This is a genomic window from Bacillus sp. JAS24-2 (assembly GCF_008274905.1).
Classification (GTDB): Bacteria; Bacillota; Bacilli; order Bacillales; family Bacillaceae_G; genus Bacillus_A; species Bacillus_A cereus.
Map to the genome: position 1 here is coordinate 3,196,693 of NZ_CP031068.1, position 24,591 is coordinate 3,221,283.

Below are 24,591 nucleotides of genomic sequence, written 5' to 3' on the forward strand. Positions count from 1 at the left end.
TTAAACATGTTTCATAATAGCATACGTAAACAGCAGATGAGTAGTACGGCACCAAAAAGTACCTGTATTACTTTTTAGTATCTATATCACTTTAAAGTACGTACTTTTCATTATGTAAAATACATTTCATAATAGCATTTGTAAGAGTTGAGTGAGTCATGCAGTATTAGAAATAACCTTTTGGTACCCGTACTTTAAAGTGAGTATTTTTATCATACATTTTGTCAGACGATGAAATGACATGTTTTCATTTTCACATCCATTTACAATGATGAATTCATTTTTAAATACATTTTAGGAGGATATCTATAATGAGTAAATTACTAAAAGAAAAAATCGGTTTTGGTACAGCACCACTAGGAAACATGTACCGTAATATTCCTGAAGAAGAAGCAATCGCTACAGTGGATGCTGCTTGGGAGAATGGCGTTCGTTACTTTGATACAGCTCCACTTTATGGATCTGGCTTAGCGGAGATTCGTCTTGGTGAAGCACTATCAAAAAGAAATCGTGATGATTACTTTTTAAGTACGAAAGTAGGTCGAACTATTTCGGATGAATTAGAAGATCCATCTGCACGTGATTTAGGTGAAAAAGGCGGGCTTTTCGAATTTGGTCGCAAAAATAAAATGATCAATGACTATAGCGCAGATGCAACACTTCGTTCTATCGAGCAAAGTTTGAAACGTTTAAAAACAGATCGTCTAGACTTTGTTTTCATTCATGATTTAGCACAAGACTTTTATGGTGATGCGTGGATTTCACAATTTGAAATTGCTCGAACAGGAGCATTCCGTGCGCTAACACGTTTACGTGAAGAAGGAGTCATTAAAGGCTGGGGGCTTGGAGTAAACAAAGTAGAATCAATTGAACTTATGCTTGATTTAGAAGAAGCGAAACCAAATATATCCTTATTAGCTGGTCGCTATTCATTATTAGACCACGAACGTGCATTGCAACGAGTAATGCCTGCATCTGTAAAGCATAATATGGATATTGTTGTTGGTGGCCCATATAGCTCAGGTATTCTTGCTGGAGGCGCTCACTTCGAATATCAAAAAGCATCGCCAGAAATTATTGCAAAAGTTGAGAAAATCAAAGCTCTTGCAGATCGTCACGAAATTAGCATCAAAGCTGCTGCATTACAATTTTCACTAGCAAATCCAGCAGTTGCTGCCGTTGTTCCTGGTGCAAGTAAACCGGAACGAATTGTAGAAGACCAAAACGCCTTAAATACAGTAATTCCAGCAGCATTCTGGGAAGAAATGCGCGAACAAAAACTAGTAGCACCTAATGCACCACTACCAATCAACGTAAAATAATTTGAAACCTTAATCAGTGGGGTCATCCCCACTGATTATTTGCTCGCAAATATCGAGATAAAAAGGAGCGTAATGAACATGGCACATACTACTACATCTATGGAAATTTTCGGTTCACCTGAACAAGTATGGCAATTAATCGGAGGTTTCAACTCCCTTCCAGACTGGTTACCTTATATACCTAGCAGTAAATTAACGGAAGGCGGTCGTGTACGTCATCTAGCTAATCCAGATGGCGATACAATTATAGAACGCTTAGAAGTATTCAATGATAAAGAACGCTACTACACGTATTCAATCATGAATGCACCATTCCCAGTCACTAATTATCTATCTACAATCCAAGTGAAAGAAGGTACTGAAAGTAACACATCGTTAGTAGAGTGGTCTGGTACATTCACTCCTGTTGAGGTTAGTGATGAAGAGGCAATAAATCTGTTTCATGGTATTTACAGCGATGGACTGAAAGCATTACAGCAAGCATTTCTAGATTAATTCATGTAATTGATTGAGACGAGAAAATAAATTAACAGTCAAATATTCGATTTTTTTAGTTAAATTCATTATGAAAGATAAACAAATACAAATTTCATGCCTGCTTGTTATTGACAAGAAATAAAAAAATACTACCTCCAAATGGAAGGTAGTATTTTTTTATTAATCAGGAAAAACAATTAATCCCTCTTCTTTTTCCTCCTGTTTTAAATCTTCTTCTGGGAAGGTTACAGTTGAATTTTTATCACCTGTTCTTTTTGTTTCTTCACCTGGAAATACGAAAGTTGAATTTTCTTTTCCTTCATTTTTTTCTACGTTATCTGGAAATACCATAGGATCATTGGTAGTCAAATCACTATGAAATCCAAGGTTAGACAAAATTGCTTTTAAATCTGGTAAAACCCCTATTTTATCAGATGATGGGTTATTAGACTTTGTGCCTGTATTAGGATTACTTAAAATTGCTCTCAATTCTTTTGGTGTATATGCCTTACCTAAATGTTCTTTAGCAATCCCTTGAATCGATACAGCAGCCCCAGCAATTATAGGCGAAGCGCTAGAAGTACCACGGAAATTAGAAGTATAACGATTAGTTATGTTCTGATCTGTAACTTTTTGTCCTTTACTATTTTGATTTTGATATGTATCTAATGTATCAACATACTCTCCCCAACCATATACATCAATTCTACTACCATAGTTAGAGAAAGCTAAACGTTTATGAGGAACTCTTGCAGTAGATGCTCCAACTATAATAGCTCCTGAATCTTTAAAGTCTCGACTATTTCGATTTAAAATCTGCTTACCATTACGGTCTTTAAATTCATCTAAATCAATCCCACCATTACCAGCTGCTTCTACAATAATAATGCCTTTATCTGTACCTTTGCGAATTGCGTTAAATATACTCGGGTATACTTCTACTGGTAAAGGGTCATCTCCATATCCATCATATTTAAAGGATTCTTCTATTAATAAAACATCTCCAGCCTGTAAAGAATCTACGGCACTTAAAATAGCATCTCTTACATCGATTCTCCCATTATCTCGGATCACTGAAATTACTTTCGCCTTTGCTTTTGGTGCAATCCCAATATTCCCAATCCCATTGTCAGCTGCAGAAACAACACCTAGAACTGAAGTACCGTGAGAAAGATCATTACTCATTTTTCCAGACATAAATTCAATATTTTGACCGACTAAATCTTCATGATTTAATAACCAGCCTTCTTCCAAATCTACAAAAGTTGCTCCCTGGCCATTTCCTCCTTTAATTCCCCAAGCATAAGGAGCATTAATTCCTAAAGGTGCCTCTTCAAGATATCCCTGTCTTGAAAATCTAGGTTCATCATAAGGATTGACTGATAATACAGGCAATCTCGAGCCAGTTGTTGTGTTTATACTCTTATTAGAACGAACTAGTATTTTACTAGAATTGTCATTAGCAGCATATACTGTATTTGTTACAAATGTCGTACCTACCCCAGCAAAAGTTGTAATTGCAAGTGATGATATCAACATACCTTTAAAATTTTTCATCTTTCCACCTCTAGTTTTCTATTAGAATTAACATATTTAATAATGTGTATGAACCGAAAAGCTTTTTATCTTATTATAAAAATTAATAGATTTTTATAACTTTTTGATTTACATAAAAAACTCCTTTCATTCTTGTAATTCAATGTGTATATTTCAAAATAACAAACTCATTGTAACTATTATAGTTACACCTTTATTGATTTTCAACTACGAAATATAAATTTTTAAAAATAAATTTATATTACTTTAAAACAGAGCTAACCTTTTACGCATATAAAAAAACAAAATATCTGTGCAAATTACAGCGGTGAATAAGTTTATAGACTGCAAAAAAACAAGAAAAAGCAAAACACTAAGTGCTTTGCTCCTTATAAAATTCCTTTTAACTTTTCACCAATTAACCTCGCTACATACTCATAGCCTTCTGGTCCAAAGTGTAATCCATCTTTTTCACCATTTTCTACAAATCTTTTATAATCCCGTTCTTGAATCATTTCAGCGAATACGTTTAGAAAATAACTTCCTGTTTCCCTCGCCACTTTCTCCACCACGTCTGCATACTGACCAAGCACTCTATTTGTTCTATTACGCTGTCTTTCTTCATCAACTGGTGCAGGACTAATCAGTAGTACTTTATCTGATGAAATATGGTTCACAATCTTCTCTAAGTTTTCTTTATATGCTTGTAATGACACTTGAGAAAAAGAAACTGCATCATTCGTACCAAGAAAAACTGTTACGAAATCTGGTTTATATGATATTACATCTTCTTCAATCCTATTTAACGCATCGAATGTATTATCCCCTGGAACACCTGCATTCACTACTTTCCACTTCGGAAACATCTCTTGCAAACGTGGTGTTAATCTCGGCATTCCATCAAAAAATGTTTCATCAGCTGTAATACTATCTCCAAAGCATACTAACGTTTTCATTAAGCTACTCTCCTTTTACGTATGAAACAACTTTCCTTCTATTGCTTTTATATATCTTTCAGCAGAACGTTCAACTGCCTCATCTGCATTTTCTTTTACTACTCGATGAAAAGCATTGTATAAACGATTAAACTGTAACGGCTTCACTCGGTTCACCATTTCTTCCACTTTTCTCGCTGGTAATGGAATTAAGTTTGGATAGCTATACATAAAACTTACCCACCGCTCATCCGCTACAACTTGAATAATATCACCTGTTAACAAAATCCCTTTTCCATCATTACCTTCTTCCCAATGCAATACAGAACCACCACTAAAATGTCCTCCAAGACGATGTACAGTAATCCCATCCGCTAATTGTAAAGACTCACCAGACCAATAAATAATACGACTACTTGGGCGCATCACCCATTCTTTATCATCTTCGTGTATATAAATTGGTACATCAAATGTCTCTGCCCATTCTACTTGCGTTGAATAATAATGAGGATGAGACAATGCAATCGCATCTAATCCACCAAGCTCTTTTATTTTCGCAATTGTCGTTTCATCTAAATACGTAATACAGTCCCATAGTAAACGATATAACTCTGTTTTCACTATAAATGCCGTTTGACCGATCGCAAATCCTGGTTTTGTCGTAATACTATAAAGTCCATTTTCCTCTTCGATTATTACATTTTTATATGTATCATCTGTTTGCAAATTTTCTAAAGTCGTCCAAGACTGCCCTTTCGGATTCACATATTGCCTCTCTTCATCACAAATATGACAACTCACCGGTTCCTCTACACTCGCTGCATACTGCACACCGCACGTTGTACAAACGTAATTTTTCATCATAATTCCCCCTATCCCTATATTTTTATTAAACTGATTTTTGTTGATAATAATCTACTTTTTTATTTTCAATTAATAAACTTATAAAAGTAAGTAAATAAACAACTGTAACTGACAATGGAATTACAGTAAATCCTTTTTGGCTTCTGCAACATTCATCTCACTATCTCCCCCCAAATATTTGTACTATAAAGTCACCTCAACCTCGTCCATCCAATAACGCCAAGCTGCTAAATAATCTTCTAAATCTTTCGGGTGGTGCCGTAAACATGTATCTATACGCAAATATAGTCCTATGACTATTTCTTCATATAAATCACGGTCTTTTTTATAAAATACACATTGTTTCATCGCATAATCGATTGTTTCTTTTGTTAAATCTTCCGGGGTTGAACAGAACGCATAAATCAAATCATATATAGGATCTCCTAACACTGGTAAAGGATCAATTACACCGTGCAGTTTATTCCCTTGAAATATAAAATTATGAAATCCAAGATCACCATGCAATAAAAATGGCTGATTTATTCCAGTCCCCCTACTTGGACTATTTGCTAACTTAAAAACCGTTCTATACTCTTCCTCACTTATGTAACGTCTTACATTTTCATGAGCTTCCATCACATTTGTCGTTAAAAATTCATTCCAAGATTGAACTGGGCTTTCTTTCCATCCCCAGCCATCAACCTCTGTAGCTACTTCATACTTATTGATAACTTCCTTTACAAGTTTACTAAGAACACTCCGTTTATGGCCTAGTTTGCAAGAAGTTGTGCCCTCAAGGAATGAGTAAACAATATAGCGATTTAAAGGTTCCTTATATAAAAGCTTTGGAAATAATTCGTCCTTTTTATAAAACTGAAGAAAATAAGCTTCTTCACGTATGACATCCGATTCATTCAACTTTATAACGTATTGTTCATCTAACAAATATATAGTACTTGTCGTTCCCCCGTTTAATGCTTTTACGCTATTTGGATAATGTGAAATAACTTTTTCCTTAACTAGTTGTGCAGTGATTATTGAAATGTCCATTCTCTCACCCTTCAACTCCGAATATTTCCTTAATTCAAAAGACAACTTTACTATCATTTGACAAACAAAAGTAAAATCCTTTCAATCGCCCTGATATAACAAACAACAATTTTATTTTATTACAATGACTTTCTTCAATATTCCATTTATGATAACGTGATTTTATCACTCTAAATGCTCTTCATATACTCTAATAATTTCTATTGCAGGGTCTCTGTCTTGTAATTTATGAGCCAAACTTTCTACACCAAACACTTCTGTAAACGTATGACTACCTACAATTAAATTAATTCCTTTAAATTTCGCATGTTGCACTGTATATAATGTTTTTTCACCTGTTATGTACGTGTCACATCCTTTTTCTAATGCACGTTCAATCAAATTTGTATTATTTCCTGCACCGGTTAAGATTGCAATCCGTTTTACTGGTTTATCGTGATTTCTCCAGCTCTTCACTTTCTCTTCCATTTTTTCTTCAAGTTTTCCAACTAAGTTTGAAAAAGGAATGGCTTCTTTATATTCTCCTATTCCTGGTAGTTCTTCTTCCTCATAGGTTGAATATTCCAGTATTGTATCTATCCTAATTTCGTTAAATAACGATGTACACGTGCCAAACTTTACAAAATCTAACGGCAAATGAATCCAAAAATGATTCATTTCATATTGCTTCAATTTCTCAATACATGCCTCTTCCATACCAAATAAAAAACTCCACGGCGCATGATGTGTAACTATCATATCGACTCCATTTCGATACGCTTCTTCAATAGTTTCTAACGTTAAATTTGTTGTGTAACCGATTTTGTGAAATTCATCTTTACTTATATAAGTAAAACCATATTCATCATCGCCATATTTATGAAGATGCTCTCCAAATAGTGATGTTATATGTTCATTAAATTGCTTTATATTCATTTTTATTTCTCCTTTCATTTACTTTTATATTTCATAAATAAGGAAATACTAAATTACAACGTTACATACATATAGGAGGACAATATGAAACCTGAATTTTTAAAAGCTGTACATGATGCAATCGGAAATGTCGAACACATTCATATAGAGGAAAGCGGTGCTGACAGCTTACTTATTCATCATGATGATGCACAGCAGTTACAACAAGTTGCTAAGGCGTTAGAAAATAATAATTTCCGCTCCGCTTTAAGAACAACTGGAAATGCTTCGTACATTGAAGTATTGAACAGATAATGAAAGTCCGGATGTATTCCGGGCTTTCTTTTTATCCCGCTATTCACCGGGCAGTAAGACCCCCACTGATTAAAGTTTCACTTTATATTGAAACTTCAAACTCTTTCACATACACCGCTGTTCCAGCAATATCTATTTGTAACTTCTCGTTTTCTATCCCTTTCGTTACATAAACAGTTACACGACCATCTTTATTTATTTCCTGTCCTTGCTCAACGATTAAACTCAATTCATGTTCAAAACCTTTCTCTAAATACTCCGCATAATACGCTCCCATTACACCTGAAGCTGTTCCTGTCACTGGATCTTCAATCGTCCCAGCGTAAGCTGATGAAAAATGACGGCCGTGCATTTGTGCTAGTTCATCATAAGTTTCTAAACAAATTGGGTGAATAGAAGCATTAGGTATTTCTTTTAATACTGATGGAAATGCAGCATTATTAGGTTTCATTCTCTCACATGCATTAAGATTTTTAATCGGTACAATTACAGTCCAATTACCAGTACTTCCATATACAATCGGTAAACTTACATCTAAATCATTTATTTCTAAACCGATACTATGAGCTAATTCTTCTGTTGAACCTGTAAATTCTTTAAACTGAGGTGCTGCCTGTCTCATTTTAATAAAGGTTTCTCCATTTTCATTTACACCTATTTGCATCGGTAAAATCCCAGCCTTCGTTTCAATCGTAAGGTTACTTTTCTCTTCTAATAAACCTTTTTCGCGCAAGGCAAATATCGACCCTACTGTCCCATGACCACATAAATCCATTTCAAAACCAGGTGTAAAATAGCGCATTCTTATATCTCCTACTTCTGAGGAAAGAACAAAAGTTGTTTCGTTATATCCAACTTTTTCAGCAATAATTTGCATTTCCTCTTCCGTTAATCCATCTGCTTCTAATACAATACCTGCTGGATTTCCCTTATTTGGTTTATTCGTAAATGCGTCGTAATGAAATACGTTTATAGTCTTCATTTTCTTTTCCCCTTATTTGTCCATTTCTTTATTTTTATAATCAATAAGAAAATCGATCTAACCAACTTTCATAATCAGCTTTTTGAAATGGACGGATAATGAGTCTATCCGTCTCTACTTCTAATAACGATAGCTTCATTTAATTTCATCCCTCGAAATATTAATTGAATTTTCTTTATTATCTTACACAAAATACAAAATCTAGTAAATTATTATGTTTTTGATAAACATGCTTCTATTAAAATACAAAAGGAAACCCTGTTCTAAAGGGTTTCCTTTTGTCATCACACTACCAAACTTATCTGTAATTTAAAACGTTGTATTCTGTCTTTAATATTCCATAAATATCAACATCTTCATATGTATTTAATAAAAGTCTATTTTGTCTCAATGTGCCTTCTTTACGTAAACCCGACTTCTCTAATACTTTAATCGACGATCTATTTCTGGAAATGGCAGATGCCCAAATTTTGTTTAGACCTAATTCGATAAAGCCAAATTGAATCATTCTGTTTACAGCCTCAGTTGCAAAACCCTTTCCCCAATAATTCTTACCAATCCAATAACCAAGTTCACCTCTATTGTTACCCTTGTCAATTCTTAGTGTAATTGTACCTACAATTTCTCTTGATTCTTTAGAGACAATTCCTAAAGGATATTCGATTCCTTTCCTAATAAGTTCTGGTTGCATATCAACCCAATCTTGCGCGAACTCCAATTTATATGGATGCGGAAGCCCAAGAATATTAGCTAATTCCTTGTCATTAGCCAATTCTTTAATTCTAAAAACATCATCATTGGTAAAAGGTTCTATACATAAATGCTCAGTTTCTAATTTTATAGCCATCTTTTCTCCCCCTTGTACTGAAATTAGTTAGATCCCTTTATTTTCAATATTATACCAAAAACACAAAATTTTTAAAATCTTTATGATATCTACTAACAGAACCATAAACAAAAAATCCAGTTATGCTTTGTACATAACTGGATTCCTCATTATCTAATAGTTTTTTATTTTACAAGTACATTTTCTCTTAATTCCCTCTTTAACACTTTCCCTAAAGCATTTTTCGGTAACTCTTCTAAGAATACCACTTCTGGAATTTTGTAACTTGCTAACTTCTCTTTACAATACTGAAGAATACTTTCTTCTGTTAATGTTGTTTCGCCATCCTTCACAATGTAAGCTCTTGGAACCTCTCCCCAAAAGTCATCTGGAACTCCAACTACTGCAACTTCTAAAACACCATGTATTTCATGAATAACATCTTCTACTTGATCTGGATATACGTTGTCACCACCGCGTATAATAACGTCTTTATATCTTCCCATAATATGCAGGAATCCATCATCATCTATCATGCCAGCATCGCCCATGTTAAACCAGTTATCTTTTACTACCTTCTTTGTTGCCTTTTCATTATTCCAATATCCTTTAAACATGTATGGACTTTTCACATGAATCTCTCCAACTTCATTTGTTGTTAGTTCATGTCCTGTTTCCGGGTGAACAATTTTCACCTCTACATTTTTCAAGGTCTTTCCTACAGAAGACATCTTTTCTTTTCCCATCATTGGATGCCATGAGGTTACAACCCAACCTTCTGTACTACCATAGCCTTGCACCATATATATGCCTTTTTCCATATATTTTTGAATGAGTGTTTCTGGCACTTTTGTACCACCGCTTTGTGCTACTTTAAAGGTTGAAATGTTACGTTCTTTTTTATTTAGTTCATCAAGCATGTAACTATAAACAGCTGGGAAAGCAAGCATCGTAGTAATTTTCTCTTCTTCAATCTTATCCCAAATAAGAGCAGGATTCGAATCAGCTAAGAAGATCATCGTAACGCCATGATAAATACAATTTAAAATAGAAAGCACGCCACTCATATGAAACAATGGATGCACAGATAAAAAGCGTTCACCTGCTGGGATTTCTCTTTGTCCCGCAATTTCAGCAAAATAATGATGTAAGTTTTTATGTCCAATTACACATGCTTTTGCCTGTCCAGTCGTTCCTGATGTAAACAAGTAAATGGCATCGTCTTCTTCATGAACTTCTACGTTCGGTTCTGTCGTTGGCTGTTTTTGCAACTCTAATTCAAATGAACCAAAGTCTTCTTTTGTTGTTTGAATTACATAAGGAATTTCTTTAACAGCATCAACCTTTAATAACACTTCATTAAATTCTTCATCAATAACTAACACTTTTAATTTCGCTTCTTTTACAATCGTTTCTAATTCATAAACAGTCAGCTGATGATTTAGCGGAATAAATACCGCTCCAATTTTTAAACTTGCCATCATAACGCTTGGAAATGGGTGATTATTTTTGCATAGTATTCCTATACGATCTCCTCTTTGCACACCATTATGTAACAAATAATGTGCAAACTGATTTACTCGTTCATTATATTGCTGAAACGAATATCTTTTCTTCCCCCCTACAAGCGCTTCCAAATTTGGTGATTGCATTGCTCTCTTTTGTAATAATTGTCGCATCGTTCTCAAGTAAAACTCCCCTTTATATATGTTAGGTTTTTTATTTTACCAGATTAACTATTAATTTACTAAAGATTACACTTAGTGAATATAAGAAGAATATAAAATATCCATTTACTTTACAAGTAAATGGATATTTCCCATTATATATTAGAATACTTCTTGTTCATCACATATTGCACATACTCAGGTGCACTTTTATCAATCTCTTCATCGCTTAGTTTATATTCTGCACCATATAAATAAAAGGAAGGTATAAATTCCATACCTGTGTATAAGCATGTAGCTTGGAATGGTTTCGTCAACTCATCCATTGTAATTCCACTATTTTCATAGTCTTTTTCTAATCCACCTATAGAAATAGCTACACCAAATTCTTTCCCCTTCACTTTATCTCCTTTAGATCCGTACGCAAATCCATATGTTAATACATCATCGAACCATTTTTTTAATAATGGTGGTGAGCTGTACCAGTAAAGCGGAAATTGAAATATATATCTGTCATGTTCTACTAATAACTTTTGCTCTTCTTCAATATTAAACTCCCAATTCGGTGCCACTTTATACAATTCATGTACCGTAATTTCATCCGAATATTTCTCAAGTTCTTCAATCCATCTTTTATTAATTTTTGATTTTTCAATATCAGGATGTGCTACAATTACAAGTGTTTTCATCTTTTTTCATCCCCTTTATAAATTATTCAACCCTTTACGTATTAGTATGAATGAGTCACATATAATTGAAAAGTACGTACTTTAAAGTGCTATAGGAACCTTAAAGTACCTGTGGAGGTGTTATATGAATCAAAATGATAATTGCCCAATTGCAACAACACTCGATGTAATCGGTGGAAAATGGAAAGTTCATATTTTATGTATTTTGTCGGATGGAAAAATGCGAACAAATGAAATTAAACGAGAAATCCCAAACATTACACAAAAGGTTCTTACACAACAACTTCGGCAACTTGAAGCTGATGGGATTATCTATCGTACCGTATATCAAGAAGTTCCACCAAAGGTTGAGTACACACTAAGTGAATACGGAAAATCTTTAATGCAAATAATGGATAATCTGTTTGAATGGGGAAAAGATCATCAGATTAAAAGATTACATGACTAAAAAAGCACTATATACTTTGTTTAATCCTCTACGTTCATATTTTTTATTTCTATAAAGTTTATTTTCATCATTTTTTAGCTAACTTGTTTTCTTAGATTGATGGACGTGACCCCACATCCATCAATCTAAAAAGATACAATTAGAAAAATGAGATTTCTATAAAGTTTCGCATATAAACACTACTTCCGCCTCATTAAACGCTCGCTCTACTTTTTCTAATCTCAATTGTACGTAAGCTATAAAGAAGCACCCCTAAACCGAGAATTTTTTCATTATTAGACGCATTAGAACCTAAGGTAATAGTAGGTACATTTAAACCCATGAACCTTTCACTCCATTCTATAGGCATATATCCCTGCTTACCAATCGCTAATGTACGTCCGTCTATTGTACGGAGAGTACTTTGAATAAAATCAAACTCAACTTCTACATCTGACAATTTTGTGGCTTTATCTGTCATCAAAGTACCTCGTATCATAGTAAATCCTTGTATCATTTTTTCTTTAAACATACCAATTTGGTTATAATTCGAGTCATAAATTACCCAATCATATCCGTCCACTTCAGTATGAAAATAAGCTAGAATTTCCCCGCTACTCGTTTCTAATCCGTAAACATCTTTATTATGTAAAAAAGGTATTACTGAAAAAAGAATATTTGATGAAACCATCTTTGTTCCTGCTATATACTTACCATCAGGATGATATAAACCAAATTGCTTGTTTCGTTTTGGTAATTCTAATACAACTAAAGTATCAACATCCCAAAATGTTGCATTACTTTTTATCATATTCTTTTGTATCAACTTTCCTTTTCTTAACTGCCAAAATCCAATTCCCAAAAAGATAGAAGCAGCGATAACAAAAAATATAAACTGCCCCCAATTAATATGTCCCCAATCTTCATATACAGCGCATAAAGCAAGAATAAAAATACCCGTCCCAATTAACAGTTTCATCTTTCCTTTTCGCTTATAGTAATCAAATAATTCCATTTCTATATCCCCCTTATTTCTGTTCCCCAACTATTAATATATCAAAAACATAGAATGCCCTCTATTCAAAAATATAAGTTCTTCCACTGTCCAGTTCATTGGAAACAAAGTGATAGTCGACCTTTTGAGCTCAAACCCCTGAGAAAGAATAAAAGCGAAATCAATATTTTTGTATTTTAGAGATAATACCCTTTCACCATCAAGCTAATAAAAAGATACTCCTTAAAAATAAAAAACGCTATTCTCTCTGTAAAATCATAGAAAAGAATAGCGCTTTTTATTTTGAAATAGAAATCATCATTTAAACTAAACATGCTAATATTGATTTTGTGCGATTGTCAGTTACCTCATAATAAATTTCTAATCCTTTCCGAGTACCTGTAATCATTTTAGCAGCTTTTAGTTTAGATAAATGTTGACTAATTGTACTTTGAGGCATTTGTAAATCCCCATACATTGTTGTTACATTAGTAGGACCTTTTGCAAGCATTATTTTTACTAAAGATAGACGAACTGGATGCGCCAATACCTTTAACACCTCAGCGATTTCTTGAAACATTTCTTTTTTTTCTTTCATCTTATTTCTCCCCTTTTATATACATATTTATGTTATCCATATATATAATTCGGAGGTATATGCGTTTTTGTGTCCGTCATTTTAAAAAAATATAAAAAAACTTTAATCCGAAACTAAAGGATTAGCTTAACATAATGTCTCACCATTAATGATGAATAGGAATCTCATTATAGAAGCAGCAGTTTTTATACTACAACTCTACATTCAACTAACTAAAACCAATGAAAAAAAGAGCAGATAGTCTGCTCTTTTATGATGCCTCCTTATGTTCCGTGGAATGTTTAACACTCCCCAGTCTCTTTAGTTTATTCCACCCTACCGCTACTCCTCGAAGCGATGAGAATATAGATTTAATGACAACATAAGTCATAAATTGGCGATAAATAAAACGTTGTAAAATTAACCATGCCAATGGTTTTGGGTTCTCTTCCTCTAATTTAAATGCGAACAGAGAAGCGAGAAGATCCATTAAAAAGAAAACAAGATAAAATCCTAAAACTTTTAGCGGATTACTACTAAATAGTCCTATAATCATTAATATATCTGCAAAAGGAGCAATGAATTGCAGCACATATTGGAATAACCACATATTAGGCAGTGCAATAAATCCTAATGTTTTATGCTTTGGATTACATAACGCTTTTCGATGTTTCCAAAGACATTGAAGTGTACCATATGACCAACGATACCGCTGTTTAATGAGACTTTTCACATCTTCAGGTGATTCCGTAAAAGCATGCGCTTTTTCTTCATATACAATTCTATGCCCTTGACGTAAAAATGTAATAGTAAGATCCGTATCTTCTGCTAACGTATCTTCGCTTAAATATCCAGATTCAACTACATTCTTTTTGCGCCACGCCCCAATAGCTCCTGGAACTACTGTAATACAATTTAACTCATCAAAAGCTCTACGTTCTAAATTAAACCCTGTAATGTACTCAACATGTTGCCAAGTAGTTAACAAATTCCGTCTATTCCCCACTTTGACATTACCTGAAACTGCAGCTACATTCTGATTTTCAAAGTGTCTAACCATTAGAGAAATGGCGTCTTGCGCAATAATAGTATCCGCATCTAAAGTGACAATGATTTCTCCTCGCGATTGTTGAAACCCTAGGTTCATTGCCGATGATTTCCCGCCGTTTTCTTTCTGAATGAAACGAACTTTAGGGTGTTTATAAAATGTTTCTTTCATTACTTTTGACGTACCATCTGTCGATCCGTCATCCACAACAATAACTTCAAATTCTCTATAATTACTATCCAAAATTGAGTGAATTGTCTTGGCTATCACCTTTTCTTCATTATATGCTGCTATGACAACACTAACAAAAGGTTGATAGGACGAATTAATATAGCGAGATAACGTTTTTCTTTTCTGCTTCCATGCAAAATAAATTAAGAATAAAAATCGAAAAATCCCTAATCCAATAGCAATATAAAAAATAGTTGTTAATATATGCTTAAAGTATCCTGCCCCTGAAAAGACAGCTTTATTGTAAAGCAAATATTGCTTCCCCTCAGAAGAAACAGGAGGCATGATTTCATCTCGTTCTTTATTCATTAAATCTGAAATTGTTACAAAACTATATCCATGCTTTTTTAGGTCTTTAATAATAATTGGGAGCGCCTCTACTGTATGTGTACGGTTCCCTCCCGCATCATGGAGAAGAATAATATTTCCCTCTCCCTTATAAATGGGATTAAGAGCACGCTTTACTAATTCATTTGTTGATGGTATTGCCCAGTCTTCGGGATCAACTTTTTCCGCTACCATTGTATAGTTCATATTTTGTGCACGTAAAATAGGCAATATTTCATTTGATGAATCCGGGTTAGCATCCGCTTCATATGGCGGTCTAAATAAAACCGTAGAATGTCCAGTTACTTCCTGAATTAAACGTTGCGTCGTATTAAGTTCTACTTTCGTTCGTAGTAAAGACGTATCTGCTATGTTAGGATGCTTGAAAGTATGATTGCCAATTTCATGCCCTTCATCGTATATTCTTTTTACAATACTAGTATTTAGTTGCGCGTTTTCACCAAGTACAAAAAAAGCAGCTTTTATTTGATTCTCTTTTAATATATCTAATATTTCTGGCGTATATTTCGGGTCTGGTCCATCATCAAATGTTAATACTACTTGTTTCCCATTTGGTTTTCCATATCGTTGCACTTCATATGCAGATGGTAAGGATTGATATACTTCATCTGTAATATAATCATCTTTGCCTACTTTAAAATCTCTCAATCCATTTTTTCTTTCATTCTCAATCTGTAAAATTTCACCTTGTCCAGAATAATTCACTTCATCTAAACTACTGATTTTATGTAATACATTAGGATTTTTTTGTACCTCAATAGGATTTTTTAAAACTTTCCATATTGTAGGATCTTCTGCTCCTAATCTCCATAGCGCAAACCCCTTTGCATGATTGTCCATTGCGATTTTCACTTGATTATAAAGAGTAACACCGTCTAAGAACCAAGCAGTATGTTCTTTCTCTCCTGTTTTATATCTAAAATACGGATTTCCACTCACCTTATCCCATTGAATTTTTATATTTGAATCATGAGCCATTGCCATAACTTCTGAGAAAGTCATAGACTTTGCAGCTTCTTTACTATTTACTTCCCAATCATATCCATAGTTACCGAAAGCAACTATAAGTTTATTAGACGGAATATTCAGTTCTTTTAATGTATGTTGGAACCATTTATTTGAAGCAATTGGTCCTGGTTCCCCCGCTCCATAATGCTCATCGTACATCATTACAATCATTCGATCTATTATTTTTGCTAACGCACTATAATCAAAAGCCTTATCATTAGCTGGAACATCTTGTGTAACGAGCAAATCATGTTCATGAAATTCCTTAGTAAGTTCTTTCATAAAATTTGTTAAGTTTTCTCTATCACTTTCAGGTACGGCCTCAAAGTCAATATTAATACCTGAAAACTGATTTTTTTTAACTTGGATTACTAAATCATTAATAAACTTTGTCTTTACATCGTTTGAGGAACTAAGTAACTTATGAATTAGCCCACTATCAGGACCAGAAGCTTCCTCAGTATAGTTAGTAAGCAAAGGCATAATCTTCACTTGATTTTTTTCTGCCAACTTTACTATCTCAGGTTTTATCTCACTTCTAATCGTTAAATCTGCTTTTAAATGATACCACTCTGGTACTAACGTAGTTAATGAATCGATATTTTCTTTTAAAGAAGCGGTACTATTTTCATCCCAGTTTACATAAAAACCATACACTTCTTTAGGATGTTTACTATCCTTCGGCGGATTCACCAAATTTTTATTATCCTTCGTTTCGGTATTTGGGTTAAATGCTTCCTCCTTTAACTGCTGATCACTAAGTTTTTGATTAATTGGTACAAGTTTAGTATCTTGTTGTACAGCGGTATTCATATTTGGAATTTCTGGTGTTGAAAAAATACTTTGAAAGAAAAAATAAAATACAACACTTACACTAACTATTGAGATACATAGAAACCAAATAAAGGCTATGTTTCTCCTTCCTTTCGGATCATAAAAAACAGGTTTTTCTTTATCTTTCTCTTGTTGAATGTTTTTCTCCATTATATTTTTCACATACTCCTTCTTAATAGAACTATAGAATATTAAAGTGCAACTTTAATCAGTGGGGGTTTTGTTCACCCCCCCACTAATCATCAGCCCTCACCAATCGGGCTGCCCAGCAAATAGCGGAATAAATCCTTTTAGCTTTGAAGTGAATCTCTCACTTCCATATTCTATTGATTCTTCTTTTCATTCCCTTGCTGGTGGCCTCTATTTTCTTGTTGAGACCCCCTACCATTGTTCCCTTGCTCGTTTCCGTCATTTTCTTTCTGAAATCCTCTTCCATTGTTCCCTTGCCCATTTCCATTATTCCCTTGTTGAGATCCTCTTCCATTGTTCCCTTGCTGATTCCCATTATTTCCTTGTTGAGGATTTCTTCCATTGTTCCCTTGCCCATTTCCATTATTCCCTTGTTGAGACCCTCTTCCATTGTTCTCTTGCTCATTTCCATTATTTCCTTGTTGAGATCCTCTTCCATTGTTCCCTTGCTCGTTTCCGTTATTTCCCTGTTGAGATCCTCTTCCGTTGTTCCCTTGCCCATTTCCATTATTTCCTTGTTGAGATCCTCTTCCGTTGTTCCCTTGCCCATTTCCATTATTCCCTTGTTGAGATCCTCTTCCGTTGTTCCCTTGCTGATTCCCATTATTTCCTTGTTGAGCTTCTCTACTGTTATTCTCCTGTTGATTCCCTCTATTTTCTTGCTGAGATCCTCTTCCATTGTTTTCTTTTATTTGCTTCGATGGCTGTTCCTCTGTTTTCTTTTGTTCTTTCTGCTCTTGCTTTTCATATTTTTTTTCTTTTACAGGAGACAAATCGAGTGTTGCATCAGGAGATGACTCCGGGTGTGATTGCACCTCTTCTTCGTTTACCACCGGATTAGACGGGGTGACAGGAGGCGAAAGTGATTTGTTCTTCTCATTCTCTTGCTTTATATAAACACCTGTGCCAATTCCAGCTTTTCTAGCATTCTCTCGTATTTGCATTGTGCTACTTTGATATTCAACTGTAATATGTTTTAGCTCATATTCTTTCTTTAATTCTTTCATTGCCTTTTCCAAAAGTGGTTCTAGTGCCTTGTCCTTTGCAACAGCTGTTAGCATAACTTGCTTATCATTCGTTAAATACCTATCCTCTTGACTTTGCTTTATAATAGTACGTATTACTTCTTGTAATTGTTTATTTTCCCATTGCTTCAATTCTTTTAAAATACGCCTTCCATCATCATTACAAGCCTGCAAATCTATAACACGAAAATCCTTTGTTACGCTCACCTCTAAACTTGGATTTATATCAACTGAGACGTAAGCAAATACTTTTTCTTCTGGTTGGTTGTAGAAAAACAGCACTGCAAATAGAAAACAAGCAACAAGTATTGATGCAGGCTTTAAAAAGGAAGGAATCGAAAAATGCGATGCTTTTTGTTCTTGCTCATCAAACGAGATTTCCTCCCCGATTATGCAAGAATCCCCTTTTCTTTTACACGTAATAAACTCTCCATTTGGTGTTAAAACAACTACGCTATGCTTTTTTATATCCATCACAATTCCTTTATTCATCATGCTTTTCCCCTCTTATGTAATCCAGAATATATGTATAGTTGTTTGCAAAAATAATACACATTGCAATAATGTATTTTCTATGTCGTTCCAACGTTTTACGACTTACCCTAACACGCGGTTCAATCTGTTTAAGCGGTAACTTTTTCTTTCGGAACAGCTCTTCCATCATTTCCTCTTCTTTTATAATTATTTTCACAATTTCTATTAAGTGCTCACGTGTATCACGATGCTTAGGAGATTCTTTAGCAAGCTCTGAGAATGTGATTTTAAACTCAGCTAGCACACTTTGAAAATGAAGAATTTCCTCCTTACGGTTACTATTTTCCATCTCTTTCATATACTCCGTAAGCGACACTTGCATTTCTAACATTTCCTCTTGCTCATCTTCTTTTAAAAAGACAAAGTTATGTTTAGACTCCTTACGTATATAGTCAATTACATCTCTTTTTATAAGAAGATCAGCAAACGCTAAAAAGGATTTTCCTTTTGTATAGGAATACTGTTCAATTGCTTCGTTAAAAGCAAACAATCCAATGCTATATTCATCATCCTGTTCTGTAATATATCGACGGCAGACAGATGAGATTGATTTTCTAATAAAAGGCTGATACTGTACGATAAACGCTTCTTTGTCTTCTTCGTTGTTTTGTATGTTACATACGATATCTTCTATTTTCGGTTTTCTTAAGATCTTCATTACTAAACTCAACACTTGTAATCTCCCAGCCTCCTTCAAATAGCAAAATGGCCACTACACAAGTGACCATTTAACCAGATTTTCTTGGTACTTTTCTTCGGTCTTGTTTTCTTGCTGTTAGTTATATTTTTCGAGTCTAACTTTTCCCAACGTTTTCTTAATAATTTTCCTTTTCTCTCGGCACTAAAGTTAAGTTTGTATTTTTATCTACTTTCTTATTTTCTACCGTTCGTTTTGCTTATTCTCTTTCTATTTTATCTGCAATCCTTGAATAACTCTTCTCTATATAATTGGTAATTTCATCCTTCCATTTTGGATGCCACTTAATCTAGTAATTTTATTAATACTTCTATATTCTTTCATAGTCATTTTTCTTCTATTTATTTTTTTCACTATACATATTCGGAGGAGTACAAAGTTTTATGGGGGTCAAAAAATATTTTCATAAAAAAATACATATTTATTTCAAAAATAAAAACCATCAATTTGAAAAAGGGTAATCAAATTGATGGTTTTCTTATAATATCTATTAAATTAAGTTGGATTCTCATTATATCTAAAAAAGCACTAACTATTTTCTACCGGTTTTCTCCATTTTTATCTTTCTTGGTTATCATAATATGTCTTATCTGCGTATTTTCTATCATTTCCTTTTAGATAAGCTAAAATTACTTTTGGATTTTTAAGTAAAGTCCAGTCTCCATATGTATCAAATCTTCTGCATGAAGTTATCATTCCATTTTTAATAGTACCGAATTTCTTATTATTTTTCTTTCCCCATTCTTTTAACCGTTTAGCGAAATCTGCATCTTCTGCCATAAGCATGTTTTCATTAAATCCGTTAATTGCCATAAAGTCTTTTCTATAGCACCAAAAAATCCCTACAGATATAGCTCCGTACTTAAAAAGTAAGGGGATGATTATTAACATTGCGGAGAGAAATATTCCTAAAGATATTCTTTCAAACTTTCCATTTACCCCACCACCAATGTATTTACCTGAAGCTAAATATTTATCTACATTAGACAACATAGACTCTGTCATTATGGTATCAGCGTCTATAGTGACGATTATTTCTCCATTAGCTATTTTAGCCCCTGCATTTCGAATTTTAGATAAGTTTTTATCGTTATTTTTCAATGTAACACAATTATAAGATTTTGCTATTTCCTCTGTTTTATCTGTGCAACGATTTAAAACAACTATAACTTCCGTTTGCTCTTTATATGCCTCTGATGCCTTTGCAATTGAATCTAAACATTTTCTAATGTACTTTTCTTCATTGTGTGCAGGAATTATAATAGAAAACTTCACATCTTTTTTCAAATTGACTCCTGAAGATTCGTTTGTCTCAGTCATAATATGCCCCCCTTATTTTATAAGGTAAATATCTGTTATACATAACTTATATTAATATTTATTAGGTTATATTATAGAAACTGAAGGTAAAGAGGCTCTTACTGTCGACGTTCAAAAGCAAGACGTACAGCAAGCCCCGTTAAAACACTTGCCATAAGCCAACGCTGCCGTTGGGCGTGTGCATTTCGCAATTTTACTTGCTGTACATACAATTACAAGGTTAACTATAAAGCTAACAATGATTTGCGTAAGGCCCAAAACTGCACCTTGAAAAAGTAATGACCCCTTCTCTGGATCTTCAAATTGAGGTAGAAGTGATACATACAAAATAGCAATCTTTGGAGTCAAAAGTAACCTATCCGTAGAGCTACTAAAACTACTACAAATAAAGCAAAGCAACATGTAATATTTCGAACCCACTTTTGTATATCACCAAAATACCTTTCTATAAATATAGCGTTGATAGTAAGCATAAGAAATAAAACAAAGAAAGGCAGCGAGGTATAGATCCATTTTTATCTTCATGGCTGGAACTGTACTCCTTACCAAACTTCTAAATGAAATGTATAGCTCAGTAGTTACCTTATTTTTCAAAAAGACATTCTGATTATTTCTTTTTCACTTCTTCTACAAATTCCCATGTTTCTCCGCTATCTTTTGATTGATAAAGTGCACTACTATCGCCATTGTAGTCTCCATCTGCCCCTTGTCCAACTAACATATTAAAAACCCCATCTTTCTCATATGGCATACTAGGAGAATCAAAAGGACTTATTGTGGACTGTGTATGATCTAATTTCACTTCATGCGGCGGATATTCTACCTTTTTGAAAGATACTCCCCCATCATCTGTGCGATATAACTCTCCTTCATTACCAGAAGGCCTAATTGCTCCTAAAAACCCAAGTTTATCATTTATAAAAATGATTCCTGATACACTACCAATCCCCCCATTAAATGGGTCTGGATTGATAACCTCCCATGTTTTCCCTTCATCACTAGTCTTGCTTAATGAATAAAAGGCGCTCCCTAATGCTTTATCTGTCATATTTAGTTTATAACCAACTTCTTTCGATAGGAAAAACTGTTCTTTTTCATTCTTTAAATCTTGTTGTTCCTTCTCTTTAAGCATATCTTCTTTTGGAGGCGTCTTTGATTTACTCCAACTTGCGTCACTTATTAAATTATATCTAGCAGGGACTAGCTCTTTCTCTTTTCCAGGGACAAATATAGATACAGTATATCCAATGATATCAGAAGCTGCTTCTTTAACACTCTGCCTCTTACCATCCTCAGTAATATTAATAATTCCCTCTGTATTGGATCCCCAATTTCTTTTTCCATAATAAATCAACCCATACTTACTTTCATTCCATTTTTTGACCGTTTGCTTAACTGGGATCGCCTTAACCGTTTTAATTAAAGGTTCTACTAATTTATCATCATTATAATCAGGCTTTGCATATCCATCTCGTATTATAGTAATATCTTCTGATTTCTTCTTATTATAAGAGATTAAATAAGTTTCTTCTTTCCCATCAACATTTTTCCCATAAACAAATGTATCAAACGCTGTGATTGTTCCATCTGAATGAAATGTAAGATCAAAATCAGTTGCCATATACAATTTCTTTGGCAAAGGATATTTTTTATTTATATCTTCAAAAATACCTTCTACTCCAGATTTATATATATTATTATGTTTAAGTTTAACTGACCTTTCATGTTTTAACTTTTCTATAAACCACGCCAATTTTCCATTGTAATTTATTGCACTTTTATAAATCTGCATCCCATAAAATGATGTAATTGCAACAATAATGATAATAGAAATGGATCCCCATGCTATTGAATTTGTTAATTTTTTAAATTCATATTCTCTATTTTTTATCACCCGCATTGTAGTAAATGTAGTTATGGATATAAAAAGTACTATACATAATAACAAAATGTAAATATTATAATTCATTCTTCCGTACTTACAGTATAAGGCCAACTCATAGCAAAAGATCCCGTATACAATTATTAGTATTGGATTTGTTACTAATGACAGAAGTATCCTTTTTGTATTTTCTCTAAATATAGAAACCACTCCTAATTATATGAATTACTGATATTAAGTATACTTTATTGTAAAGTAACAAAAAAGCTATTTAATCTTGCCGCAAAAAATACAATAGACATATGAATATTATATTCATGTTAAAAAGGCCAACAATCCAAGATTGTTAGCCTCTACTTCCCATATTCGTATCTTTTATCACTTTACTTCCTTACAACTGGAATCCACATTTCACCAAACACTAAGCCGTTTCTTTTCCCCATCTCAACCGTCGTATTTGGTCCACCAACATAAGCAAACTCATTTGCATCTGGTAAAGCTTGACCGAAGGCGATGCCAGTCAACTTATTACTTAACTCTTCAGCTGTTTTGTCTTCCCCTTTTACTACTAAGTATTCTCCCCTCGGAAACTGAATCACTCTAGATTCTTCTTCTATTTGTGCTTCTGTCATGACACCCGCATAATACATCATTTTGTTATTCACCGCTTCGCTCACAGAAAAAATGTATTCATTTGTCGCTAAAGCTTTTAAAGTGTCCAGCCTTCCATCTTCTTTAACAGCCGACCAAAAGGCTTCCTTTTCTTTATTTATTCCAGCAAAGTCTGTATATTCACTCTTAATTTCAGTTCCAATACCTAACACAATAAAGCTATCTTTTTCTTCTATAGTATAATTTTTCATATGCAAAACCTGCCTCTTTTTTTATTAATCAAACGATTTATCTTTTCATCTGATACATTTATAATATCTTTAAACCATGTCAAAAAATGATACTGTTTAGGAGACCAAAATGAAAAAAATTGAACGTATTAATACAATTATGCGATATATTAACAACCGCTCCCACTTTACAATTTCTGAAATCATACGAGAATTTAACATATCAAGATCGACAGCTATTAGAGACATTAGAGAAATTGAAGCTATGGGAATGCCACTTGTCGCTGAAGTTGGGAGAACGGGTGGATATTTTGTTATGCATAATTCTATCCTGCCCGTTGTTCGCTTTACTGATAATGAAGTGAAAGCTCTTTTTATTGCCTTTATGGCTACGAGGAATCAACAACTTCCCTACCTAAAGAGTCGTCAATCTTTAGCCGAAAAACTACTAGGACTCATCTCAGAAACCCAGCAGGATGACCTTGTTCTTTTAAATCAACTCTTGCTGTTCCAAGGAACTAATCCTCATAATCCCGATCTACTTGAGCTTTCTGATCTCCCCCATCCTATGTTAGAAAAACTCATTCAAATCCTTCTTTTGGATAACCATTTATTGATTACCATTAAAAAAGATGAAGAAATTAAGTCTTATCCAATTTATCTATTACACCTTTATCAAGAAAAAAGCCATTGGATTATTGAAGGATTTGACTTAAAAGAAGAAAAGAAGTTAATGTTTCCTGTCGATGATCTCATCAATATCGAACCATACACGACGAATAAAAGGCTCAATAAGAAAAAGATTTTAGAAAAACTAAGTAAGAAGGCTGAAGCAATTAACCTTGTACTTGAACTTGGTCCGACAGCAATTGCCCAGTTCAAAAAATACCATCCTTTAAAAATTTCAATATCTTATACTAATCCTTACCAATCCACAGCCATTTTAAAAACTTTTATCAATGTTAACAATCCCGATGAAGTGACGGAAATAATAAATTGGCTGCTTTTTCTAGGGAAGGATATTAAAATCAAAGAAATACCCGATGAAGTATTAGCAGATTTACAAAAACGAGTGTGCTTATACATTCCATAAGCA

The 24,591-nt window shown here is 33.7% G+C and carries 22 protein-coding genes and 4 pseudogenes; 5 read left to right on the forward strand and 21 right to left on the reverse strand.

Annotated elements, in window-relative coordinates; genetic code table 11:
* Nucleotides 1-311 precede the first annotated feature (311 nt).
* Together DN407_RS16545 and DN407_RS16550 are read left to right on the forward strand one after the other, a co-directional pair.
* Complete coding sequence (locus DN407_RS16545; protein WP_000040527.1) at nt 312-1,322, forward strand: aldo/keto reductase; 1,011 nt, start codon at nt 312-314, stop codon at nt 1,320-1,322.
* 78 nt (nt 1,323-1,400) lie between these two features.
* Entirely contained in the window at nt 1,401-1,817 is a 417-nt protein-coding gene (locus tag DN407_RS16550) for an SRPBCC family protein (protein WP_000951521.1), read from the forward strand.
* Nucleotides 1,818-1,979: 162 nt separating this feature from the next.
* Here the strand turns inward: DN407_RS16550 and DN407_RS16555 are convergent, their stop codons facing one another.
* From DN407_RS16555 to DN407_RS16575, 6 genes and pseudogenes are all read right to left on the reverse strand, one after another.
* Nucleotides 1,980-3,356: a S8 family peptidase gene (locus DN407_RS16555; protein ID WP_149216498.1), complete on the reverse strand. Its 1,377-nt coding sequence runs from the start codon at nt 3,354-3,356 to the stop codon at nt 1,980-1,982.
* A gap of 368 nt (nt 3,357-3,724) precedes the next feature.
* The gene (locus tag DN407_RS16560; RefSeq protein ID WP_000855202.1) at nt 3,725-4,291 is read right to left on the reverse strand and encodes an SGNH/GDSL hydrolase family protein; all 567 of its coding nucleotides are present in this window, start codon (nt 4,289-4,291) and stop codon (nt 3,725-3,727) included.
* Nucleotides 4,292-4,306: 15 nt separating this feature from the next.
* Nucleotides 4,307-5,134 carry an MBL fold metallo-hydrolase gene (locus tag DN407_RS16565; RefSeq protein WP_002061916.1) on the reverse strand — a complete coding sequence of 276 codons (828 nt, stop codon included), beginning with the start codon at nt 5,132-5,134 and terminating at the stop codon, nt 4,307-4,309.
* Nucleotides 5,135-5,159: 25 nt separating this feature from the next.
* Nucleotides 5,160-5,276: pseudogene (locus tag DN407_RS32945) on the reverse strand (DUF7010 family protein); the annotation flags it as partial.
* Nucleotides 5,277-5,317: 41 nt separating this feature from the next.
* Nucleotides 5,318-6,166 carry a phosphotransferase gene (locus tag DN407_RS16570; RefSeq protein ID WP_001986501.1) on the reverse strand — a complete coding sequence of 283 codons (849 nt, stop codon included), beginning with the start codon at nt 6,164-6,166 and terminating at the stop codon, nt 5,318-5,320.
* 165 nt (nt 6,167-6,331) lie between these two features.
* The gene (locus DN407_RS16575) at nt 6,332-7,081 is read right to left on the reverse strand and encodes a Nif3-like dinuclear metal center hexameric protein (protein ID WP_001022449.1); all 750 of its coding nucleotides are present in this window, start codon (nt 7,079-7,081) and stop codon (nt 6,332-6,334) included.
* 84 nt (nt 7,082-7,165) lie between these two features.
* On the opposite strand from DN407_RS16575, the gene DN407_RS16580 reads away from it, so the two are divergent.
* Entirely contained in the window at nt 7,166-7,375 is a 210-nt protein-coding gene (locus DN407_RS16580; RefSeq protein WP_000801651.1) for a hypothetical protein, read from the forward strand.
* Nucleotides 7,376-7,457: 82 nt separating this feature from the next.
* Here the strand turns inward: DN407_RS16580 and DN407_RS16585 are convergent, their stop codons facing one another.
* The 5 genes and pseudogenes from DN407_RS16585 to DN407_RS16600 all read right to left on the reverse strand — a co-directional run bounded on the left by DN407_RS16585 (nt 7,458) and on the right by DN407_RS16600 (nt 11,539).
* Complete coding sequence (locus tag DN407_RS16585) at nt 7,458-8,357, reverse strand: PhzF family phenazine biosynthesis isomerase (protein ID WP_149216499.1); 900 nt, start codon at nt 8,355-8,357, stop codon at nt 7,458-7,460.
* A 46-nt stretch (nt 8,358-8,403) separates the two neighbouring features.
* Nucleotides 8,404-8,496: pseudogene (locus tag DN407_RS31970) on the reverse strand (GNAT family N-acetyltransferase); the annotation flags it as partial.
* A 159-nt stretch (nt 8,497-8,655) separates the two neighbouring features.
* Nucleotides 8,656-9,204 carry a GNAT family N-acetyltransferase gene (locus DN407_RS16590; protein ID WP_000985517.1) on the reverse strand — a complete coding sequence of 183 codons (549 nt, stop codon included), beginning with the start codon at nt 9,202-9,204 and terminating at the stop codon, nt 8,656-8,658.
* A gap of 164 nt (nt 9,205-9,368) precedes the next feature.
* Nucleotides 9,369-10,862, reverse strand: a complete 1,494-nt coding sequence (locus DN407_RS16595; RefSeq protein WP_098926313.1) for a class I adenylate-forming enzyme family protein — start codon at nt 10,860-10,862, stop codon at nt 9,369-9,371.
* A 143-nt stretch (nt 10,863-11,005) separates the two neighbouring features.
* Complete coding sequence (locus DN407_RS16600) at nt 11,006-11,539, reverse strand: NAD(P)H-dependent oxidoreductase (RefSeq protein ID WP_000855231.1); 534 nt, start codon at nt 11,537-11,539, stop codon at nt 11,006-11,008.
* Nucleotides 11,540-11,663: 124 nt separating this feature from the next.
* On the opposite strand from DN407_RS16600, the gene DN407_RS16605 reads away from it, so the two are divergent.
* Nucleotides 11,664-11,987, forward strand: coding sequence for a winged helix-turn-helix transcriptional regulator (locus tag DN407_RS16605; RefSeq protein ID WP_001072981.1), 324 nt, complete (start codon nt 11,664-11,666; stop codon nt 11,985-11,987).
* Nucleotides 11,988-12,180: 193 nt separating this feature from the next.
* Here DN407_RS16605 and DN407_RS16610 read toward each other — a convergent pair whose 3' ends face one another.
* From DN407_RS16610 to DN407_RS16660, 10 genes and pseudogenes are all read right to left on the reverse strand, one after another.
* Complete coding sequence (locus tag DN407_RS16610) at nt 12,181-12,981, reverse strand: hypothetical protein (protein ID WP_044584716.1); 801 nt, start codon at nt 12,979-12,981, stop codon at nt 12,181-12,183.
* Between the two features lie 301 nt (nt 12,982-13,282).
* Nucleotides 13,283-13,558 carry an ArsR/SmtB family transcription factor gene (locus tag DN407_RS16615; RefSeq protein ID WP_149216500.1) on the reverse strand — a complete coding sequence of 92 codons (276 nt, stop codon included), beginning with the start codon at nt 13,556-13,558 and terminating at the stop codon, nt 13,283-13,285.
* Nucleotides 13,559-13,808: 250 nt separating this feature from the next.
* The gene (locus DN407_RS16620) at nt 13,809-17,156 is read right to left on the reverse strand and encodes a trifunctional glycoside hydrolase family 18/polysaccharide deacetylase/glycosyltransferase family 2 protein (RefSeq protein ID WP_000414299.1); all 3,348 of its coding nucleotides are present in this window, start codon (nt 17,154-17,156) and stop codon (nt 13,809-13,811) included.
* Between the two features lie 173 nt (nt 17,157-17,329).
* On the reverse strand, nt 17,330-18,715 hold the full coding sequence (locus tag DN407_RS16625; RefSeq protein WP_149216501.1) for an anti-sigma factor domain-containing protein: 1,386 nt from the start codon (nt 18,713-18,715) through the stop codon (nt 17,330-17,332).
* Nucleotides 18,705-19,427, reverse strand: a complete 723-nt coding sequence (gene sigI, locus DN407_RS16630; protein WP_002101143.1) for an RNA polymerase sigma factor SigI — start codon at nt 19,425-19,427, stop codon at nt 18,705-18,707. The genes DN407_RS16625 and sigI overlap by 11 nt, the downstream gene beginning before the upstream one ends.
* A 582-nt stretch (nt 19,428-20,009) precedes the next feature.
* A complete protein-coding gene (locus tag DN407_RS16635) occupies nt 20,010-20,771 on the reverse strand; it encodes a glycosyltransferase family 2 protein (protein WP_000141006.1) in 762 nt (253 codons plus the stop codon).
* A gap of 98 nt (nt 20,772-20,869) precedes the next feature.
* Nucleotides 20,870-21,122 (reverse strand): annotated as a pseudogene (locus tag DN407_RS32175) (LysE family translocator); the annotation flags it as partial.
* Nucleotides 21,116-21,271, reverse strand: a pseudogene (locus DN407_RS16645) (DUF3963 domain-containing protein); the annotation flags it as partial. The pseudogenes DN407_RS32175 and DN407_RS16645, both read right to left, overlap by 7 nt.
* Nucleotides 21,272-21,378: 107 nt before the next feature.
* Nucleotides 21,379-22,863 (reverse strand): WD40/YVTN/BNR-like repeat-containing protein, encoded by a 1,485-nt coding sequence (locus tag DN407_RS16650; protein WP_347402725.1) that lies wholly within the window; start codon nt 22,861-22,863, stop codon nt 21,379-21,381.
* A gap of 173 nt (nt 22,864-23,036) precedes the next feature.
* Nucleotides 23,037-23,516, reverse strand: a complete 480-nt coding sequence (locus DN407_RS16660; RefSeq protein WP_000801032.1) for a GyrI-like domain-containing protein — start codon at nt 23,514-23,516, stop codon at nt 23,037-23,039.
* 109 nt (nt 23,517-23,625) lie between these two features.
* On the opposite strand from DN407_RS16660, the gene DN407_RS16665 reads away from it, so the two are divergent.
* Nucleotides 23,626-24,588 carry a helix-turn-helix transcriptional regulator gene (locus tag DN407_RS16665; protein ID WP_097814378.1) on the forward strand — a complete coding sequence of 321 codons (963 nt, stop codon included), beginning with the start codon at nt 23,626-23,628 and terminating at the stop codon, nt 24,586-24,588.
* Nucleotides 24,589-24,591: the final 3 nt, after the last annotated feature.

Excerpts from the sequence above, each read along its gene's own strand:
- DN407_RS16615 (WP_149216500.1), bottom strand. The coding sequence starts at position 13,558 with ATGAAAGAAAAAAAAGAAATGTTTCAAGAAATCGCTGAGGTGTTAAAG.
- DN407_RS16580 (WP_000801651.1), top strand. The coding sequence starts at position 7,166 with ATGAAACCTGAATTTTTAAAAGCTGTACATGATGCAATCGGAAATGTC.
- DN407_RS16585 (WP_149216499.1), bottom strand. The coding sequence starts at position 8,357 with ATGAAGACTATAAACGTATTTCATTACGACGCATTTACGAATAAACCA.
- DN407_RS16565 (WP_002061916.1), bottom strand. The coding sequence starts at position 5,134 with ATGATGAAAAATTACGTTTGTACAACGTGCGGTGTGCAGTATGCAGCG.
- DN407_RS16595 (WP_098926313.1), bottom strand. The coding sequence starts at position 10,862 with ATGCGACAATTATTACAAAAGAGAGCAATGCAATCACCAAATTTGGAA.
- DN407_RS16560 (WP_000855202.1), bottom strand. The coding sequence starts at position 4,291 with ATGAAAACGTTAGTATGCTTTGGAGATAGTATTACAGCTGATGAAACA.
- DN407_RS16570 (WP_001986501.1), bottom strand. The coding sequence starts at position 6,166 with ATGGACATTTCAATAATCACTGCACAACTAGTTAAGGAAAAAGTTATT.
- DN407_RS16635 (WP_000141006.1), bottom strand. The coding sequence starts at position 20,771 with ATGACTGAGACAAACGAATCTTCAGGAGTCAATTTGAAAAAAGATGTG.
- DN407_RS16605 (WP_001072981.1), top strand. The coding sequence starts at position 11,664 with ATGAATCAAAATGATAATTGCCCAATTGCAACAACACTCGATGTAATC.
- DN407_RS16600 (WP_000855231.1), bottom strand. The coding sequence starts at position 11,539 with ATGAAAACACTTGTAATTGTAGCACATCCTGATATTGAAAAATCAAAA.
- DN407_RS16550 (WP_000951521.1), top strand. The coding sequence starts at position 1,401 with ATGGCACATACTACTACATCTATGGAAATTTTCGGTTCACCTGAACAA.
- DN407_RS16555 (WP_149216498.1), bottom strand. The coding sequence starts at position 3,356 with ATGAAAAATTTTAAAGGTATGTTGATATCATCACTTGCAATTACAACT.
- DN407_RS16620 (WP_000414299.1), bottom strand. The coding sequence starts at position 17,156 with ATGGAGAAAAACATTCAACAAGAGAAAGATAAAGAAAAACCTGTTTTT.
- DN407_RS16660 (WP_000801032.1), bottom strand. The coding sequence starts at position 23,516 with ATGAAAAATTATACTATAGAAGAAAAAGATAGCTTTATTGTGTTAGGT.
- DN407_RS16665 (WP_097814378.1), top strand. The coding sequence starts at position 23,626 with ATGAAAAAAATTGAACGTATTAATACAATTATGCGATATATTAACAAC.
- DN407_RS16545 (WP_000040527.1), top strand. The coding sequence starts at position 312 with ATGAGTAAATTACTAAAAGAAAAAATCGGTTTTGGTACAGCACCACTA.
- DN407_RS16610 (WP_044584716.1), bottom strand. The coding sequence starts at position 12,981 with ATGGAATTATTTGATTACTATAAGCGAAAAGGAAAGATGAAACTGTTA.
- DN407_RS16625 (WP_149216501.1), bottom strand. The coding sequence starts at position 18,715 with ATGATGAATAAAGGAATTGTGATGGATATAAAAAAGCATAGCGTAGTT.
- DN407_RS16590 (WP_000985517.1), bottom strand. The coding sequence starts at position 9,204 with ATGGCTATAAAATTAGAAACTGAGCATTTATGTATAGAACCTTTTACC.
- DN407_RS16575 (WP_001022449.1), bottom strand. The coding sequence starts at position 7,081 with ATGAATATAAAGCAATTTAATGAACATATAACATCACTATTTGGAGAG.